13 protein-coding genes and 5 tRNA genes are annotated in these 19069 nt (G+C 42.2%); 12 read left to right on the top strand and 6 right to left on the bottom strand.

The genetic code is table 11. The annotated features are described in order from the left end of the window. Positions 1-28 precede the first annotated feature (28 nt). Genes FXV77_RS11055 through FXV77_RS11035 form a run of 5 tightly spaced genes read right to left on the bottom strand, consistent with a single transcriptional unit; the run spans position 29 to position 9336 of the window. Positions 29-2413: an ABC transporter permease gene (locus FXV77_RS11055; RefSeq protein WP_148919289.1), complete on the bottom strand. Its 2385-nt coding sequence runs from the start codon at positions 2411-2413 to the stop codon at positions 29-31. Between the two features lie 34 nt (positions 2414-2447). Continuing rightward, positions 2448-4829 carry an ABC transporter permease gene (locus tag FXV77_RS11050; RefSeq protein ID WP_148919288.1) on the bottom strand — a complete coding sequence of 794 codons (2382 nt, stop codon included), beginning with the start codon at positions 4827-4829 and terminating at the stop codon, positions 2448-2450. 46 nt (positions 4830-4875) lie between these two features. Next, positions 4876-7302 (bottom strand): ABC transporter permease, encoded by a 2427-nt coding sequence (locus FXV77_RS11045; protein ID WP_148919287.1) that lies wholly within the window; start codon positions 7300-7302, stop codon positions 4876-4878. Between the two features lie 47 nt (positions 7303-7349). Further along, positions 7350-8027 carry an ABC transporter ATP-binding protein gene (locus tag FXV77_RS11040; protein ID WP_148919286.1) on the bottom strand — a complete coding sequence of 226 codons (678 nt, stop codon included), beginning with the start codon at positions 8025-8027 and terminating at the stop codon, positions 7350-7352. Between the two features lie 58 nt (positions 8028-8085). After that, positions 8086-9336 (bottom strand): efflux RND transporter periplasmic adaptor subunit, encoded by a 1251-nt coding sequence (locus FXV77_RS11035; protein WP_148919285.1) that lies wholly within the window; start codon positions 9334-9336, stop codon positions 8086-8088. A 909-nt stretch (positions 9337-10245) separates the two neighbouring features. Here FXV77_RS11035 and FXV77_RS11030 point away from each other — a divergent pair. Genes FXV77_RS11030 through FXV77_RS11015 form a run of 4 tightly spaced genes read left to right on the top strand, consistent with a single transcriptional unit; the run spans position 10246 to position 14805 of the window. Beyond that, positions 10246-11571, top strand: coding sequence for a TolC family protein (locus FXV77_RS11030; RefSeq protein ID WP_187444099.1), 1326 nt, complete (start codon positions 10246-10248; stop codon positions 11569-11571). A gap of 30 nt (positions 11572-11601) precedes the next feature. Beyond that, positions 11602-12969 carry a sigma-54-dependent transcriptional regulator gene (locus FXV77_RS11025; RefSeq protein WP_148919360.1) on the top strand — a complete coding sequence of 456 codons (1368 nt, stop codon included), beginning with the start codon at positions 11602-11604 and terminating at the stop codon, positions 12967-12969. 3 nt (positions 12970-12972) lie between these two features. After that, entirely contained in the window at positions 12973-14298 is a 1326-nt protein-coding gene (locus FXV77_RS11020) for a sensor histidine kinase (RefSeq protein WP_148919283.1), read from the top strand. Positions 14299-14325: 27 nt separating this feature from the next. After that, complete coding sequence (locus FXV77_RS11015; protein ID WP_148919282.1) at positions 14326-14805, top strand: hypothetical protein; 480 nt, start codon at positions 14326-14328, stop codon at positions 14803-14805. 14 nt (positions 14806-14819) lie between these two features. On the opposite strand, the gene FXV77_RS11010 is transcribed toward FXV77_RS11015, so the two are convergent. After that, the gene (locus FXV77_RS11010; protein WP_246162424.1) at positions 14820-15986 is read right to left on the bottom strand and encodes a BamA/TamA family outer membrane protein; all 1167 of its coding nucleotides are present in this window, start codon (positions 15984-15986) and stop codon (positions 14820-14822) included. Positions 15987-16281: 295 nt separating this feature from the next. Here FXV77_RS11010 and FXV77_RS11005 point away from each other — a divergent pair. From FXV77_RS11005 to nusG, 8 genes are all read left to right on the top strand, one after another. Continuing rightward, positions 16282-16354: transfer RNA gene (locus FXV77_RS11005), tRNA-Thr, on the top strand. Between the two features lie 26 nt (positions 16355-16380). Next, a tRNA-Tyr gene (locus FXV77_RS11000) sits at positions 16381-16464 on the top strand. A gap of 67 nt (positions 16465-16531) precedes the next feature. Then, positions 16532-16604, top strand: a tRNA-Gly gene (locus tag FXV77_RS10995). A gap of 90 nt (positions 16605-16694) precedes the next feature. Beyond that, a tRNA-Thr gene (locus FXV77_RS10990) sits at positions 16695-16766 on the top strand. Between the two features lie 76 nt (positions 16767-16842). After that, positions 16843-18030: an elongation factor Tu gene (gene tuf, locus FXV77_RS10985; RefSeq protein WP_148919281.1), complete on the top strand. Its 1188-nt coding sequence runs from the start codon at positions 16843-16845 to the stop codon at positions 18028-18030. Between the two features lie 161 nt (positions 18031-18191). After that, a tRNA-Trp gene (locus tag FXV77_RS10980) sits at positions 18192-18263 on the top strand. A gap of 26 nt (positions 18264-18289) precedes the next feature. After that, complete coding sequence (secE, locus tag FXV77_RS10975; protein WP_105717076.1) at positions 18290-18484, top strand: preprotein translocase subunit SecE; 195 nt, start codon at positions 18290-18292, stop codon at positions 18482-18484. Between the two features lie 19 nt (positions 18485-18503). Beyond that, on the top strand, positions 18504-19049 hold the full coding sequence (nusG, locus tag FXV77_RS10970; RefSeq protein ID WP_130143186.1) for a transcription termination/antitermination protein NusG: 546 nt from the start codon (positions 18504-18506) through the stop codon (positions 19047-19049). Positions 19050-19069: the final 20 nt, after the last annotated feature.

Genomic DNA, 19069 nt, shown 5'->3' with positions numbered 1-19069 from the left:
AGTCTTAAGTATACATCGTTATATTATTTCACTCATCCCTTAAACTGTCTACTGGATTAGTTCGGGCGGCTTTCCAAGCCTGATAACTTGTTGTTACCATTGCGGTTGTGGTGGCTACGCCAGCAGCTAGTATAAAGATACTCCAGTGGACGTCTATTCTGTAGGCAAAGGATGCCAGCCACGTGTTGCCAGCATACCACGAAAGCGGTAGCGCAATACAGATTGCTATCGCCACTAAAGCCAAAAAGCTCTTAGATAATAAATAGAAAATGCTAACCGACGAAGAACCCATTATCTTTCGAATGCCAATTTCTTTAGCGCGTCGTTCGGCAATATAAGATGATAGGCCATATAGACCGAGACAGGAAACGAAAATCGCCAACATGGCAAAGAAATTGAACAAGTTGCTCAAGCGTTGTTCACCGAGATAGAGCCTTTCCAAATCCTGATTCACAAAGCCATAAGAGAATGGGAAGTTTGGATTTAACTTCGTGTTGATTTCTTCTAATGCGTTGCGTGTAGCCACTAGCTGTTGTGACGAGGTCTTCACGACCACCATTCCTCCCCAGTCGTTGTATTTGAGGACGATGGGCTCGATAACTTGACTCGCAGGTTTAAAATTAAAATCTTTCACCACCCCTATAATCATTCCTTTCTTGTCCCAAAGTGTAAAAGGTTTGCCTAAGGCTTCCTGAGGTGATAAGCCCATGATGTTTACCAAAGTTTCGTTAACCACATAATTGCTCGAATCGTTTCCAAATTGATGAGAAAAGCTGCGACCAGCTACTAATTTCATGTCGAAAACATCCAGAAAGTGCTCATCTACATCCATCGTTGGTAGAATAAGGGAAGAGTTAGGTTCTTTACCCTCAAAATGATAATCAATGGTGCCACTACGCAGATTGGTAGGCACATCGTCCGTCACGGAGAAATTTGCTGTTAGCGGATTATCGCGTAGTGCATTTCTGTAGGCTTGTTGCTGTCCCCAGATATTACCGACCATCGGAACGTATAGCAGGCCCGATTTATCGAATCCAAGATTTCTGTTCTTGAGGTAATTCAATTGCTGATAAGCCAATATGGTACCCATTAGTAGCGTGATGGAAACGACGAACTGCACAACGACAAGTGTATTGCGAAATACTAGATTCCCGTTTCCTGTACCGGAGAATACGCCTTTTAGCGCTTTTGCAGGTACAAATCCTGATAAATATACGGCGGGATAAATGCCGGCTACTAAACCAGTAATTGTGGCAACGCTCACAGCAAGAAAGAGGAATGTGGGATGAAAAAAAACAGCGTCAAGGGTGGTGTTTGCAAGTTCGTTAAATAGGGGAAGGGAGATCCATACCAAGCCGATAGCCAGGATAAAGGAAAAATAAACAATCATTAACGCTTCACCCAAGAACTGTAAAATAAGCTGCAGACGGTTCGCGCCGATGACTTTACGCAAGCCTACTTCTTTGGCGCGTCGGGCGGAACGGGCCGTCGCTAAATTCATGAAATTAATACAAGCTACGGCAAGTATGAAAATAGCGACAAAAAACAGGGTATTAACATATTGATAGTTTCCCCGTTCAGCCAATTCCACCTGCAAGTTTTGGGAATGAAGATGTATATCTTTTAAGGACTGTAATTGGTAGCTTGTTTTCAATAAAGAACCCTCTACATGTTCCCGGTAAATTTCGGTAATACGCTGTTCTAAAACTGGAAGCCCGGTATCCATGGCGGAACGATGTGGCTGGAGCCGAAGATAACTATAGTATATGAAATGCCCCCAATCGTCATTAGGATAGAGATAATGGTCTTTGTTTAGAAAAGTTAGCGGAAGAACATAATCAAATTGGAGATGAGAATGAGATGGGATGTCCGCTAATACACCTGTTACGGTGACTTGTTGTGTGTGATCAAATTTTAAGACTTTTCCAATAGGATTTTCCTTGTTGAAGTACTTTTTAGCAATACGTTCTGTAATGACAATCCCATCGGGGCGTTGCAAAGCAGCGGTTATATCGCCAGAAACAAACGGGAAAGTGAATACCTTAAAGAAATTGGTATCGGCGTAGATAACGGCTTTTTCTTCATATCGGTCATCGTTGTATTCGAAATAATGGGTTCGAGGCACGGTTATGCGTACGAAGTCCGCTACTTCGGATATTCTTTCTTTGAGTTCAGGTGCTAAAGGGGAAGGGGAGACAGCAGCCTTAAAATTTTCTCGATCCAGCTTTGCTGTTATACGGTATAGCTGATCTGCATGCACGTGGAAGCTGTCGTAACTGCGCTCATGCTGTACCCAAGATAATATGAGCATGCTCGCAGCGAGACCGACAGCAAGACCCACAATGTTTAAGAAGGCAAAAGATCGTTGCCGTATTATATTTCTCCAAGCGACTATTATATAATTTCGTATCATCTTTTTCATCTTAGTTATGCATCGTCATACTATTTTATTCGTCCCTCAACGAATCCACGGGATTCGCCCGTGCGGCCTTAATGGCTAACGTACTCACCGTAAATAAGGCAATTAAAATAGCTAGAGCTCCGGCAAAGAAAAATGTCCACCATTGTATGTCTATCCGATAAACAAAATCCTGCAACCATTGATGCATAATCCACCAGGCAATAGGGGAGGCGACGACGATGGCCAAGACAACCAACTTTAAGAAGTCTTTCGACAGCATCGCGGCAATCGCGGCGACCGAAGCACCCAATACTTTTCGAATGCCAATTTCCTTTTGCCGCTGTATTGTAGCAAAAGAAACCAACCCGAACAATCCCAAACAAGCAATAAAAATGGCCAATCCCGAAAATAACGCAGTTAAAGTCGCGGTACGTTTTTGTTGTTTAAATTTCAGCGCATATGCTTCATCGGCGAAATGGATGTCTACCGGATAATCCGGATTGTATTTTTTTAATATCGCTTGGAGCTGATCCATATTGGAAAGTAAACTGTTTGCCGTATTTAACCGGATATGTATATGGCTAAAGTAACTGGCGGGGCCTTTTACCATCATCGGCTCAATATCCTGATAGGGTGATTGCAGTATAAAATCGGCTATGATACCAACCACGTTCCAAGTCGTCTCGTATATAGTCCCTTTACCTTCTATAATGGATGTGCCTAGCGGATTGGTAAGTTTCATACGCTTTACAGCCGCTTCATTTAATAAGACGGCATTGGAGTCAGAGGGGTGTGCGTAAATATCAATATCCCTTCCCGCCAGTAACTTAATCCCCATTGTTTGTGTGAAACCGGCATCTGTACTCATGGTGTTGAAAGTTACATCGTAGTCTTCTGGTTGCGCATTTGGCCAATAATAACCCCAGCTATTGCTATTATAAGATGTAATACGTCCTGCTGATTTAACGACACTGCTGGCAATTCCCTGTTGTATGAGCTCATGACGTACGATCTCATAATTTTTCCCTAAACCTCCCTCCAAAGCGGTATAAACGAGATTTTTTTGATCATAGCCACTTGCGCGATTTTGCCCATAATGTATCTGCTGGCCGATAATAATAGTGCAGATGCCTAAACAGATAGAAACGGTAAACTGTAATGTCACTAATATTTTTCGGGGTTTGAAATTTCCTTTCGGAGATAATAGATTCCCCTTTAAGCTTCTAATCGGTTCGAAAGCTGACAGTACGAAAGCGGGGTATGTACCAGCACCTAGGGTGGCGATACCTATAACCGTAATCAAAAGCCCCCAAAATACAAAGGGTTGATCGCCAATACTGATGTTGCTATTGATAAGGCTGTTAAAGAAAGGAAGTCCTATCATGGTGAGCAACCAGGCGATGATACCCGCAAGACCTGTTGTCAGGAACGATTCTAATAAAAATTGCTGAATAAGCGTTTTCTTCGGGGCACCGACGACTTTGCGTACGCCGACTTCTTTAGCGCGTCTTTCAGCTCCTGCGGTGCTTAGATTGATAAAGTTAATGCACGCGATGAGGAGAATGAAAAGCCCGATTAAGGCGAACATGCGTAAGGTAATAATATTGCCAGCAACCATTTTTCCATTTTCCGATTTATCATACAAGTGCCACCGGCTTGCTGGATAAAGATAAATGCTCGCTTTTACCTGATTGTTGGTGTGGTTCTTGACAAGATTGGCGATATTTTGATTGGTAGCAGATAGGGAAGAACCCTCTTTCAATAAGGCATATGTTTGATGATTGTAGCTCGTCCAGGAATCATTGAAGGTCCAGCCGGCTGTTTTTAAAAAATCCCAAGAACAAAAAAAATCATTGTCGTGGAAAGTAGAATTACGGGGAATGTCCTCGATAACACCTTGCACGGTCATGGAAGCAAATTTCTCTATGCTCAATGTTCGGCCTATTACATCCGTGTGTCCAAACAACTTCTTGGCGAACGATTCGGTCAAGACGATCGCGTCCGGTTTGTTGAGCGCATTTTCCGGATTGCCTGCTAAAAAAGGGAAATCAAATAATTTGAAAAACCCAGGATCGCTAACGGTACCCGAGGCTTTAAAGCGTTTTTCTCCGTCATGTAGGAGATGGTTGACATCGGCAGTTCTAACCACTTCCTCGATTTCCGGATGCTCCTGTTTTAAGATCGGGCCCAAAATTGCAGGTGTACTTCCCCATGTATGGGATTTTCCCTCAAAGGTATCCAATGTGTACACTTGCGTTATGCGATCAGTTTTGGAATAAAAACGATCATATTTTATTTCCGAGTTGATCCATAATCCTATAATGAGCGCTATGCTCATACCCAATGCTAAACCGAGAATATTGATCGTGGAGTTTCCTTTGTTTTTCAAAAGGTTTCGCCAGGCTATTTTTATGTGGTTCTTGATCATCTTATTCGTTTCCTTACATTATTATCAATTCATCCTTCAAGCTATTTTATTCATCCCTTAAACTGTCTACTGGGTTAGCCCTTGCGGCTTTAATTGCCCGGTAGCTCACCGTGAGCAACGCAACGATTACGGCCAGCAAACCTGCCAGCGCAAACATCCACCATTGGATAGCAATGCGGTAGGCAAAATCGGCCAACCAATTGTTCATCGCATACCAGGCGATGGGCGATGCGATAACAATGGCGATAACCACCAGCTGGACAAAGTCTTTGGACAACAAGCCTACAATGCCCGTCACCGAAGCGCCCAGCACTTTACGGATACCGATTTCCTTGGTACGTTGAAATGCGGTAAGTGTCGCTAGACCAAACAAACCGAGGCAACTGATAAAAATCGTAACCCCGGTAGCCAGATCAATCAGCTTCGCGGTGCGGTGTTCGGTTTCATAGAGGTTTTTTATATTTTCGTCGGCAAACTTGTACTCGAACGGTGCATTCGGATAAAAGGTTTTCCATTCTTTTTCCATCGTCGCCAGCGTCTTTTTCCATTGTCTTCGGTCATTCGGCATTTTGATGTGGAATATTTGGAGTTCCCCTGGATCTTGGGAAGAACCCAATAGCAAAGGCTCTATTTCGGTGCGCAAGGATTTTTGATGGAAATCCTTGAACACACCTACCACGCGGAGACTGGCGCCTTCGTGCTGTATAAGGTACTGCCCGATGATCTGTTCCGGCGACGGCAAGCCCATTGCTTTAAGAGCAGTCTCGTTGACCATGACATTGCGCATGGTATCGGTCTGTTGGATATTGCGTCCCGCCAACAACTCTATTTGGTAAAGATTGAGGTAATCGTTGTCGATGTATTTTCGTGGGATATGCAATTGGATACGCCCAGTGTCTGCTGTGTAATAATACAAATTGCCCCAATGATTATCGCTCTGTGGTTCGTGTCCCATGGCGATACCCGCTATTTCGGGATATTTCTTCAGGGCCTGTTTGTACAGAAAAGGATCGACATCGTTATTTTGATACGATTTATAAGGCATCCGGATATTCACAATGGCATCATGTACAAATCCCAGGTCCGACCTCAACGTGTAATCCAATTGTTGCTCGATGATCAACGCACTCACGATAAAAAACTGTGCAATGATAAACTGAAACACAATCAAGGATCTACGCAAGGTAAGACGGGTTCCCTTGATTTTCGTCTCTACCTTACCTTTTAAGGTTTCTATCGAACGTACCTTGTTGATCAGATAGGCGGGGTAGAGACCGGCGAAAAATGAAATTAATAGGATCAATCCGAGAAGGAATATCCCCACTGGGAGACTGTTGTCGAAGTGCTCTATTCCGTTGGGCATGAGCTCCGGAAATGCCCGTTGAAAAAAGAGTACTAATGGTCCCGACAGCAACAAGGCGCAAAATGTTATGCACAGGGTCTCTACTATAAAATTTGCCGTTAGCGAAACCGGTCTTGCGCCCAATGTTTTGCGGATGCCGATTTCCTTGGCACGTTGTGGCACCTGTGCGGTGCTGAGGTTAATGTAATTGATACACGCCAGAATAAGTAGGAATCCGCCAATGGCGATAAGGCCGTAAATCACCTTTTTGTCGGTGCTGATTCCCTCGGGATCGTATTGCCTTTCAAAGTGTTTATCCACTAATGGGAATGCCCCGAATTGTATTTTAACGCCCAATGTAGCATGCTCTTCGTATGCCGTTTCCTTATAGCGTTTATGCACCACATCCAATAAGCGTTGGAGGGATGCTTGGTTTTTCGCTTTCACATAGAGAGTATGATTGGAATTCATCCCCAACCAGTCGTGGTTGCTCCATTCTTTTTCGGGAATGGGCATAAAGACCTGAGCGTTAAAACTACTAGGAAAAGGAAGACTTTTGACCACGCCTGATACAACCAATTGTGTCGTATCACGTATGATTACCTTGCCAATAAGATCGGTCGGATGGCTTTTGGGGAAATACAGCTTTGCTCTGTCGGTCGTCAGCACGATATTGTTGGGTGCAGCAAAAGCTGTTTTGGCGTTGCCAGCAAGCCACTCATAAGGAAGCAGGTCAAAATAAGTCGTCCGCGTACCTATAATTCCGGTTTGCTCTTCCAGTATCAAAGGCTCTTCTTCGTCTTCTTGCTGTATAGATAAACGCTCGATATATTGGCTATAAATTGGTACGACCAATGTGCCATCCAGGGATTCATCCGCCAATAAAGGTGCCATGCCCAAGGGGATGCCCGCGAAGCCACCTTTTTTGCCCTCAAATTCATTTTCGGATACGATTTGATAAATATCTATTGCATCCGGTATATCCTTATCGAAGTTAAATTCGTAATGCACGATGCTGAATATCATCCAACAGGCGCTGATGCCGATGGAAAGTCCGACGATATTCAAGACGGTGAAGAGCTTGTTGCGCCAAAGGTATCGCCATGTGGTTTTAAAATAGTTCTTTATCATTTCTTAGTATTTATCTTCTCCCCAGACAATCGTCCTCATCTATGAATCTAAACTTCTGTTGTTTCCATAATGACCTGTCCATCCAACATACGGATGACGCGGTCTGCAAATTTTGCATCATGTTCACTGTGTGTTACCATGACGATAGTCGTGCCCGCCTCGTTCAGTTCGGTCAATAGCTGCATGACTTCGTTGCCGTTGTTTGAGTCCAGATTACCAGTCGGTTCATCGGCTAAGATGAGTTTTGGATTGTTGACAACCGCCCGCGCAACCGCGACACGTTGTTGTTGACCTCCTGATAGCTGCTGTGGAAAGTGGTTGCGCCGATGCATAATCTGTACTTTTTCCAATACCTCTTCTACACGCCGTTTGCGTTCCACAGCTGGTACTTTCGTGTAAACTAAAGGAAGTTCTACATTTTCAAATACGGTCAGTTCATCGATCAGGTTAAAGCTTTGGAATACGAAACCAATGTTATGTTTACGCAGGTTAGAACGATTACTCTCCTTGAATTTAGCGACCTCGGTACCGTTGAATAAATAACTTCCTTCGTCCAGATCATCTAATAACCCAACAATATTCAAGAGGGTTGATTTGCCACAACCCGAAGGCCCCATGACAGCCACAAATTCACCTTTTTTTACGTGAATGTTTACGTTATTCAACGCAACTGTTTCTACTTCTTCGGTGCGGTAATATTTTTGTAGGTTTGTTATTTTTATCATGATGTTTATGATTTACTTTGTAGCCCGCTATGGGTTTATCTTTACAGTTTTTATAGTCCTATCTAACATTCAATTCCTGTATCTTGTCGTATGTTTCGTAACTCGATACAATAACTTTGTCGCCGGGTTGTAAACCTCCAATTATTTCGTAATATTCTGGATTCTGTCGGCCGAGCTGTATATCGGCCCGATAAGCGGTATTCCCGTTCTTATCCAGTTTGAAAATCCAATTTCCACCTGTCTGTTGATAAAAACCTCCTTTTGCCAGCAGCAATGCTTTTGTTTCATCGCTCAAAGCCAGTCGGATTTGCAAAGTCTGTCCGCGACGTACACTGGAAGGTGTTTCTCCATCAAACTCCATATCGACTTGAAAGCGTCCATTCGTAACTTGTGTGTACACTTTTTTGATTTTCAGCTTATAGACTTTCCCACTCAAGGTAAATTCACCTATTTGTTCGGTAAAGATACGATTGATGTAATGTTCATCAATGTCAGCACGTACTTTAAAACCCGTCAAGACATCTATCTGCCCGAGTCGCTCGCCAACATTTTTATTTTGACCGATTTCAGCGTCAAAAGATGTTAGCTGCCCGTCTACCGGTGCGCGCACAATAAGATCGTCTACTTTCTTACGCATGAGATCCAATGCGCTTTGCGTACGTTCGTATGTCTTTTGATCTTGAAGCGCTTTCTGGTTGTTGGAAATGGAATCTTGTCGGAGGATTTGTTTGGTCAATGTTACACGTTGCTTTTGATAATTATATTCGTTAACCGATTTTTCGTATTCCTGCGAACCAATAGCTTTCTCATTAAATAACTTCTGGTTTAGATTATACACGCGCTCCGCTTCACGGAATGCTTGCTGCACATCTGCCATTTGGTTACGGTTATTAATAGACATTTGTTCTGCATTAGTACGCGCAATTTGTGCTTGCGTTAATAAGTTGAGGACCTGTGTTTCTTGTTGTACCAAACTCAGCTCTTGATCCGTATTCGCCAAACGCATGATCGGATCTCCTTTTTTAAGTACGGCCCCGTCTTCCACATATTTTTCTTCTACGCGTCCACCAACAGAAGCATCTAAATAGATACTGCTAATAGGTAACACCGTTCCGTTAATAGGGATAAATTCTTGAAAGGTGCCTTCTTTGACCTCGACAATACTGATGCGGTCGGCATCAACATTCAAACGGCTATTTCCACTGGTGAAATAGTAGCTTGCACCGATTAAGGTGATGATTCCAACAATACCGGCGAGCGTTAAAATTCGCTTGCTATTCCATTTCTTCTGTTGTATTGGTCTGTCCATTAAAAAATTAGAAATTTATGTTTGTATACTTTCACTTATACAAAGCTATGCCAATATTGTAAGTTGCTTATATGTAGATGTTTATTTTAAATGTTGCTTGAAAGGTGTTCGTATTCGGACAGTCAGCTGTTCGGTGATGAACAGGGATATAAGGCTAGATAAAAAAAAGAATTTCTACGGCTCCCATGCTAATTGAGGAGAGCAGGGAAGCCAGTAGAAATAGAGAGAGAAATAGAAAAGTGTATTTTTATTTATGACCTTATTTAGAATCATTTTAAACTGATGTAAAGATGCGGTTTATTTAGAAAGATTCCAAACAGAATGTGACGCATAAGGAAATTCTTCTTTAAGAATTGGAAATAATGCTTTCTGTTTTCTTTTTCTCCGCGAAAAAGAAACAAAACCGAACGAAGTGAGCTCATGGACACTAAAATTAACACTTGTCCATAAAGCTCGTCGCTTCGGATGTTTGACAGGGAGGGAAAGTGCAAGGAGAGGATTTCTACAGTTGTCAAAAATCCGGATGCGACATTTAGGGTTAAGGAGGGGATAGTACATTGCGTAGATGAACGCGTTCAATAATTGATACCGATGCCGCGAATTAAAATGACCTTATATTGTTCTGCGACCATTTTTCTGAAGGCTATTCCGCATAGGACAAAATACTGTCTGAGCGGAGCGAGTTTATTTTGTTTAGGAATAGACGAAGAAAAATAGCAGAACCATATTCAGTCTTGATCTTTTGTTTCTTTTCCATCAAGGGAAAAGAAAGGCAAGCATATTGTACGCTGGTGAACAGCAACTGTTCGATAACGGACACGTCGTTACATTTCTCTTTTATATTTTATTCTATTTTAGGTTGTTATGTTTTTGGCACGTGCTATGGAAAGGATGGTGAAAACATTGTGGATGAAAAATTTTGTTATCGTTACTGTTGTGTTTATAATCAGTTATAGCAGCACCATTTCGGTGATGGGACAAACTTCTGCGCGTTTGTCCCTTACCGAATGTGTACGATTGGCGGTTGAGCATAACCCAACATTGAAGCAAACGGAATTGAACTTATATCGAAATGAAGTAAATTACAAGCAAGCACACTATAATCGATTGCCATCTTTGGAAGGAAATATAGAACATGGATATAACGAAGGGCGTAGTGTTAATGCCACGACCAATCAATTTGTGAACACGAGTTACTATTCCGGGGGACAATCACTTTTTCTCAGTGCGCCGATATTCAATGGATTCCAAATTTTGCATGACATCCGGCGCAGGGCGAGTGCCCGGGAAGCAGGAAAGTTTGAATTTGAAAGTGCTGTGAATGAATTGAAACTGGATGTTATCGAAGCTTACGTATTGGTGTTAACGGCGCAGGATATGTTGCAGCAGATGGAGGGACAATTGGCGGTAACGCAAGAAAATGTGGATCGGATGGAGGTCATGCAGTGGGAGGGAGCGGCAGATCCGGGAGATTTCTACGACCTAAAAGGGCAATTACGTACCGATCAGAATCTGTTGGAAACAAACAAACAAGTGTTGTACGATCGACAATTGCGTTTAGCGGCTCTACTGAATAGGACTATGGAGGAATTGCCGGAACTTGAACCATTGCCATTTTCAATTGATCAGAAACGTTATTCCAGCGATGAGCTATATAGCACAGCGATGAACGTCTTACCGCAATTTAAGGCGTTGGATTGGCGTATCAAGGAAGCCCAGCAGCAAATAAAAGTGACTAAATCGGATTATTATCCATCGTTATCACTGGCTGCTTCTATTCAGTCCCGTTTTTCGAGTATTGATGAATCTGGTTTTAATTATTGGCAACAGTTTAGGAATTATCCTGCAAAAGGCGTTTCGCTGAACTTACGTATTCCGATTTTTAATAAAATGAGGGTAAGGACGCAAGTGAAGCTGGCGAAATTGGACTTGGATGAGGTAAGATGGGAGCGGGAGATCCGGGAAAATGCATTACGGGAAGAGACTGCGAAAGCCGTGTTTAGTATGAAAACACTTCGGGAAAATGTCAATAACCTGCGTGAGCAAGAACAAAGCTATCAAGAGGCTTTCCGTATTGCACAAGTGCATTTTGATGCCGGAAATAGTAACTCTGTTATATTTCTGACAGCAAAAAACAAGTTGGACAATACCCGAAATGCATTGGTGATTAAACAATACGAATGGATAATGCAAAAATATATTAATGATTATTACGCAGGAACATTAGATTTGTAATTTAAAAAGATAGGTTACCTTAGTTTTGTGATGAAAAAAGCTTCCATTTTAGTCGTTGATGATGACCAGGATTTACTAACGGCCGTCCGCATTTTATTAAGGCCGAAAGTAAAACAGATAATAGTTGAACCTAATCCCGAAAATATCCTTCGTACGTTGGAACGGAACGCTATTGATATGGTATTGTTGGATATGAATTTTAAGAGTGCTATCAATACGGGTAACGAAGGTCTGTTTTGGTTAGGTAAAATCAAAAGTCAGTATTCACATATCAAGGTGATTATGATTACGGCGTATGGCGCGGTCGATCTTGCGGTGCGTTCACTCAAGCAGGGAGCATCTGATTTTATCGTAAAGCCCTGGCAAAATGAACATCTGTTGCACACATTGGGGACCGTTTTCGAAGAAACCAAACAAACGAAAGGGCAAGACAAAACAATAATACCGGCACTTCGACAAGATAACGACTTGATAGGTCGTTCGGCGGTGATGGAAGACCTGCAATATAAAATGGATAAAGTTGCACCGACCGAAGCAAATATTTTAATATTGGGAGAGAACGGAACGGGAAAAGACTTGATTGCACAGGCTATGCACCGACGCTCCTTGCGAGCAAGGGAGACCTATATTAAAGTGGATGTAGGAGCATTGACCGAAACACTTTTTGAAAGCGAGCTATTTGGTTATAAAAAAGGTGCTTTCACGGACGCGAGAGAAGACAGACAAGGGCGTTTTGAGGCAGCAAACAGAGGTACTTTATTTTTGGACGAAATAGGCAATATAAGCCTGCAACAACAAGCGAAACTATTGAGTGTTTTGCAAAACCGGCAAGTCGTACCGTTAGGCTCTTATCAACCTGTCCCGGTGGATATCCGATTGTTGAGTGCGACCAATGTGCCTTTAAAAGCACTAGCCGATGAAAGTAGATTTCGTAAGGATCTTATATATCGTATCAATACAGTAGAAATACAGGTACCTCCTTTACGAGAAAGAGGAGAGGATATTGTGTTATTAGCAAATCATTTTTTAGAGTTCTACAACCGGAAGTATCATAAACATATGGAGGGGCTCGAGCGTGATGCCCTGCAAAAATTAAAAGCTTATCATTTTCCGGGGAATGTTCGTGAACTCCAATACAGTATTGAGCGCGCAGTTATTATGGCGGAGCAACAAAGTGTACGGGATATTGATATTTTGTTTTCACCAATTGAACAAGCCATACAGGAGAGCAGTAAATTGCATGAACCCACTTATGCTAATCAGAGCTTGGAGGAAATGGAGCGTCATGCCATTCAATCTGCAATCGAACGTTATAATGGCAATATCAGTAAAGCAGCACGCGAGTTGGGATTAACGCGAGCGGCATTGTATCGGCGGATGGAGAAATATAATATTTGATAAATGGGGCGATTGCGGGATTTTTTCTTCTGGAAAGTATTGTTCTTATTATTCGTTGCGGTGGGAATAGCCTATTTATGCTTTCTGAAATGGTATTTACCGGCAATGGTAAGTTTTATAGTGCTTCTTCTGCTTGGCTTTCGATGGTTAGGTAAGCAGCGAAAACTAATCAAGGAACTACTCGATTTCTCCGAAGCAGTACGCTACCGTGATTTTACCCGACGGTTTGTTATCAGAAACCCGAAATCCGCTGAAGGGAGATTGTTTGCAGCATTCAATGCTATTAACGAGGTATATAAGCGTATCAGCATGGATAAGGAAATCCAGCATCAATACCTCAATAAGGTTCTTAATATGTTGGATTCGGCTATCATTTTCTACCAGGAGGATACCGGAAAAGTGATGTGGATTAATGATGCTTTTAAGCAGCTCTTTCGAACGCCGCACATCGGAAATATCCATGGCTTGACAAAACGCCACCCCGAATTGTATGAGAAAACAATTCACATGAAACTAGGAAAGCAGCAGGTGGAATCGGTGAGCTTCGCCATGGGAAAAATTAAGTTACTCATGCATGGTTCCACGTTTTCCACGCAGGAAGGAACGTTTCGGATTGTCGTTTACCAAAATATCAGCGAGGCAATAGACGAAACGGAAACCAGGGCTTGGCACAAATTACTACGGGTATTGACACATGAGATTATGAATTCCATTGCGCCGATCAGCTCGTTGGCGGAGACATTGCACGCCCGTTTAGAACAAGGATACGGCGAAGAAGATATAGAAGATCTTAAACTTGGCATCTATACGATCAAGCGACGCAGTGAAGGGCTTTTACAGTTCGCCAAGAGTTATCGGTTGATTAATAAAGTAGACGAACCTAATTTTGTAGATATACAATTAAAGGTGCTTTTCGAAAGTATCTATCAGTTACTTGAACCTACGCTATTACAAAAGAACATCGATTTGGATATCATTTTGAAGGATACACGTTTGGTTCTTCGTGCGGATATTAACTTAGTGGAACAGGCTTTGATTAATCTGTTGCTCAACGCCATGGAAGCGGTTAAGGATTGTGCTGAACCTTATATCAGTATAGCGGGATTGAAAAGAGACGACCACGTGTTTATCAAAATCCAAGATAATGGGCGAGGGATGTCTCCCGATATTCAGGAGCAAATATTCACGCCGTTTTTCACGACCAAAAAATCGGGCAGTGGGGTAGGACTGACCCTCAGTAAGCAGATTATGCTCCTGCATAAAGGGAACCTTTTTGTGGAAAGTGAAGAGGGAAAAGGGAGTACATTTTCGTTGCAGTTCATGCCGTAACTTCATACTAAATACTACCTTTGTAGCATGCGTTACTACTGGGATCTGATACGGCATTTTTTTGTCTCCAATAGCCGACACGGCACCCATTCTCCTTTCGTGTATGGTTTGGCTTCCCATGTTATTTATCACGTTTCACGTGTGCAGCCGCACACGATAGCAGTTCCGTCAGATTTCAATCCCAAATATAGAAACTTGCTTTTAGCTATATTGACCTATATGCATGTAGAGGAACTGGATTATTTAGGACAGTCGGGCCAGGCTGAGGCCCTGTTTGCAGATTTAAGGAGCAATACTGTTGATGAGATAACAGAAGCTGTTCGTCAAGGAAAGGTGATTATCGTACATGAACCTTTTCGGAGCCGCAAAACAAAATGGATATGGCAGCAACTGGTGCAAAGCACGGACGTTGTGGTATCTATTAATCTATTCCATTTCGGCCTGTTGATGTATCGTACAGAACAACGGAAAGAGAATTTCCGCTTACGCTATCCGTTTTGGAAGTGAGTGAAAACACGGAATTAAAAAGCCTCACTGATACTTAAATAAAATCCTGTTTGTCTCTTTTCGCCGGGTCTTTTTTCGCCAAAGGCGTAGTCAAAACGGATGGTACTGTTATGTTCTAAGCTAAAGAAATAGCGGAGGCCGCCGCCAAAGCTGGGTACGAATCGAAAATCGTGTTGTTGGGAGAAGGTGCCACCTGTTCCACCAAACCCAACCACACCAAGCCGAGGTATGAAACGATACCGCAATTCAAGTTGCGCGGTGGCATAGTTCTTATCTTTATATCGTCCCAGATAATACCCACGCATCGTCATGTCGCCTCCTAAATCGCGATAGGCGTAAAAGGGAACGTTTTCCCCGAAGGTACCGCGGTAAAGCACTTGTCCGGCAAGCGTTATTTCTGGTGAAAGGGCATGAAACCCTCTGACATCAGCTTCTAGTTGACTTCCTACGAAATTCCCCCCCCCCCAGAAACGTGGGGCGTAAGCATATTTTAGTCGGGAATAGAAGCCATCGGTCGTGTAAGTGGTATTGTTTCTTGTGTCGTATAGAGATGATACACCGAAGGCTAAATATTGGCCACCTTTTCTTCCTAACACGTCGGGGTGTTCAAAAACGCCTCCGGGTTCACGATCGTTAAACCTAAAATTTTCATATTCCACATTTACACCGGCATACCATCTGGAGACAATTTTCTTTTCTACATCGACCTTCGCCCGCGTGAGTTGATGTTCCAAAAAATCCTCATCGGCCAACCACGTATCTGACCCGAGACCATAGAAATTAAAGGGCCAATCCCGATACCGTAGCTCGCTTAAAATATGGTAATCATTGTCTTTGGTCCATATATCGGTAAGCAGTTTGATGTTTTTCTGTTTTTTAGTGGTGAGTGTCCCCATAAGCGTTATGTTGGACGTTCGGCTGTGTGGATCAGCTTTATCTAAGTAGAAATTATATGTTCCAGCAATACCGTACTCCACGCCGGTTTCCTGAGCATATCCCAAGGCGGGCAAAACAATTAAACTGGCACTTCGGGTAGAATCTTTTTCCGCAGAAACGAATTTTTTTACGATTCTCTTTACAAATGTTTGTTCTTGAGCATAAGTCGGTGAAAAAAGTGAGGTCATGAACAATGAAGTCAATAACAAGATATTTCCGAAATATGGATTTAGTTTTATCAACATAAGTAACAGTCTTGAAAATGCGGTGCAAGATGTAAATTATTTCCTTGCGTATCAAGTATATGGTATAAACAGCCGTTTTTTTTTGTAAAATATTTTTGTAGTTTGGATGTAGTCGCTATCTTTGCCTCATCAAAATCAAATGCATTAAAGGTTGTTTGTGGTTGATCATTAGCGTTCTTTAACACAGTAAAAAAGTTTTTAAAAAACTTGCAAATATCAAAATTAAATTGGATTTTTGCACTCGCTATCTGAAAAGGTAGATGTTCTTTGGAGAGTTTTTTAAAATTAAAATATTGCCTCTTTAGCTCAGCTGGTAGAGCAACTGACTTGTAATCAGTAGGTCATTGGTTCGATCCCGATAAGAGGCTCTAAATGCAATTTATTTTGCAGGTTTGGAGGGGTTCCAGAGCGGTCAAATGGGACGGACTGTAAATCCGTTGCTTCGGCTTCGAAGGTTCGAATCCTTCTCCCTCCACCACCCGATTTTAGAACGTAACATGGCGATTTGGAAATTGTTTTCAAATCGAGCAATCTAAAATCAATCAGCGGAAGTAGCTCAATTGGTAGAGCGATAGCCTTCCAAGCTATAGGTTGCGGGTTCGAGGCCCGTCTTCCGCTCTTTTTTTAACGTTTGATTTAAGTCTCTGTCTTTTTGATGAATTTGTCTGATAAGGTAGAGGCTATCATCTGTAGATAGGCTTTTGATAAGCCGAAGTAGCTCAGGGGTAGAGCACTTCCTTGGTAAGGAAGAGGTCGTGGGTTCAAATCCCATCTTTGGCTCAAAAAATATGAAAGTTTATTACTTTTGTAAAGGATTTAATAGAGAAACATTTTATAATTACTAATTCGCATAAACATGGCAAAAGAGAAATTTGACCGTAGTAAACCACACTTAAACATTGGTACGATCGGTCACGTTGACCACGGTAAAACAACTACTACAGCTGCTATCACTAAAGTATTGGCTGATAAAGGTTTTTCAGAAGCTCGTTCATTTGATTCAATTGACTCAGCTCCTGAAGAAAAAGAGCGTGGTATCACAATTAACACGGCACACGTAGAATACCAAACACAAAACCGTCACTATGCGCACGTTGACTGTCCAGGTCACGCTGACTATGTGAAAAACATGGTTACTGGTGCTGCACAGATGGACGGAGCTATCATCGTGGTTGCTGCGACTGATGGTCCTATGCCTCAAACTCGTGAGCACATCTTGTTGGCTCGTCAGGTAGGTGTTCCTGCGTTAGTAGTGTTCTTGAACAAAGTTGACTTAGTTGATGACCCTGAGTTGTTAGAACTTGTTGAAATGGAAGTTCGTGAACTATTATCATTCTATGAATTCCCTGGTGACGATATTCCGGTTATCCAAGGATCTGCTTTGGGCGCATTGAATGGTGAGCCTCAGTGGGTTGATAAAATCATGGAATTGATGGATGCTGTAGATAATTACATTCCAATCCCTCCACGTTTGACTGAGCTTCCTTTCTTGATGCCGATCGAGGATGTATTCTCTATCACAGGTCGTGGTACAGTTGCTACTGGTCGTATCGAAAGAGGTGTAATCAACTCTGGTGATCCGGTTGAAATCTTAGGTATGGGTGCTGAAGATTTGAAATCTACTGTAACAGGTGTTGAGATGTTCCGTAAGATTTTGGATTATGGTGAAGCTGGTGACAACGTAGGTTTATTGTTGCGTGGTATTGAGAAAACTGATATCCGTCGTGGTATGGTTATCGTAAAACCAGGAACAGTAACTCCTCACACAGATTTCAAAGCTGAGGTTTACGTATTGTCAAAAGCTGAAGGTGGTCGTCACACACCATTCTTCAACAAATACCGCCCTCAATTCTATTTCCGTACAACTGACGTAACAGGAGAAATCTCTTTACCAGAAGGTACTGAAATGGTTATGCCTGGTGATAACGTTACCATCACAGTAAAATTGATTAACGCTATCGCTATGGAAAAAGGTCTACGTTTCGCTATCCGTGAAGGTGGTCGTACTGTAGGTGCTGGTCAGGTAACTGAAATCTTAGCGTAATCTTTTAAGATTATCCTAGCATAATAAAAACAAGCTAATTGGCTTAGGCTGGTTAGCTTGTTTTTTTCTACTTGTACTACGTGTCAATTAAGTAGAAAAAAAGTAAATAATATTTGCGCTAATAGCGTTGAAACGCTATATTTGCGTCATCAAAAAAACCAAGGGGTATAGTATAATGGTTAGTATAGCGGTCTCCAAAACCGTTGGTCTGGGTTCGAATCCTGGTACCCCTGCTAAAATAATTTAGGTAAACTAAAAAATGGCTAAAGTACTTGATTTTTTAAAAAGCTCCTATGTCGAAGTTACAGAGAAGGTAACTTGGCCTACTTGGGCGCAATTACAAAACTCGGCGGTAGTAGTACTTGTAGCGTCTGTCATTATTGCTTTGTTGATATTTGTGATGGATAAAGCTTCAAGTAATCTATTGGAGTTGTTGTACGGAATTACTTCCTAAATTTATCATTAAAAATTTTATGGCAGATCAATCGTTAAAATGGTATGTAGTTCGTGCCGTTAGTGGAAAAGAGAAGAAAGTGAAGCAGTACGTCGAGGCTGAGGTAAACCGCTTAGGTATCCAACACTTAGTGCCTCAGGTATTGATTCCAATGGAAAAATATTACCAGATGCGTGATGGGAAGAAGGTTGCAAAAGAGCGTAACTACTATCCTGGATATGTGTTGATCGAGGCTGCATTGGACGGTGAGATTGAGCACGCAATTAAGAATCTGAATAGCGTAATTGGTTTCCTTGGTGATAAAGCGGGAAATGCTATTCCTTTGCGTCCTGCTGAAGTAAACCGGATTCTAGGTAAGGTAGATGAAATGGCGGAACAGGGCGAAAGCATGAATGTTCCATACTATGTAGGTGAAACAGTGAAAGTAAACGATGGACCGTTTAACGGTTTTACCGGAGAAATAGAAGAGGTCCACGAAGACAAGAAGAAATTGACCGTGATGGTGAAGGTCTTCGGTCGGAAGACTCCACTGGAGTTAAACTACATGCAGGTAGAAAAAGAATAAATAGAAGTTACTATATGGGA

Source organism: Sphingobacterium phlebotomi (assembly GCF_008180195.1).
GTDB classification, from domain to species: Bacteria; Bacteroidota; Bacteroidia; order Sphingobacteriales; family Sphingobacteriaceae; genus Sphingobacterium; species Sphingobacterium phlebotomi.
Note: the sequence above shows the minus strand (reverse complement) of the source record. Positions and strands in the feature narration are given on the sequence as shown.

Coding starts and splice junctions, on each gene's coding strand:
- secE (WP_105717076.1), top strand. CDS start 18,290: ATGGCTAAAGTACTTGATTTTTTAAAAAGCTCCTATGTCGAAGTTACA.
- FXV77_RS11045 (WP_148919287.1), bottom strand. CDS start 7,302: ATGATAAAGAACTATTTTAAAACCACATGGCGATACCTTTGGCGCAAC.
- FXV77_RS11030 (WP_187444099.1), top strand. CDS start 10,246: ATGAAAAATTTTGTTATCGTTACTGTTGTGTTTATAATCAGTTATAGC.
- FXV77_RS11015 (WP_148919282.1), top strand. CDS start 14,326: ATGCGTTACTACTGGGATCTGATACGGCATTTTTTTGTCTCCAATAGC.
- tuf (WP_148919281.1), top strand. CDS start 16,843: ATGGCAAAAGAGAAATTTGACCGTAGTAAACCACACTTAAACATTGGT.
- FXV77_RS11055 (WP_148919289.1), bottom strand. CDS start 2,413: ATGATACGAAATTATATAATAGTCGCTTGGAGAAATATAATACGGCAA.
- FXV77_RS11050 (WP_148919288.1), bottom strand. CDS start 4,829: ATGATCAAGAACCACATAAAAATAGCCTGGCGAAACCTTTTGAAAAAC.
- FXV77_RS11035 (WP_148919285.1), bottom strand. CDS start 9,336: ATGGACAGACCAATACAACAGAAGAAATGGAATAGCAAGCGAATTTTA.
- nusG (WP_130143186.1), top strand. CDS start 18,504: ATGGCAGATCAATCGTTAAAATGGTATGTAGTTCGTGCCGTTAGTGGA.
- FXV77_RS11040 (WP_148919286.1), bottom strand. CDS start 8,027: ATGATAAAAATAACAAACCTACAAAAATATTACCGCACCGAAGAAGTA.
- FXV77_RS11025 (WP_148919360.1), top strand. CDS start 11,602: ATGAAAAAAGCTTCCATTTTAGTCGTTGATGATGACCAGGATTTACTA.
- FXV77_RS11020 (WP_148919283.1), top strand. CDS start 12,973: ATGGGGCGATTGCGGGATTTTTTCTTCTGGAAAGTATTGTTCTTATTA.
- FXV77_RS11010 (WP_246162424.1), bottom strand. CDS start 15,986: ATGTTGATAAAACTAAATCCATATTTCGGAAATATCTTGTTATTGACT.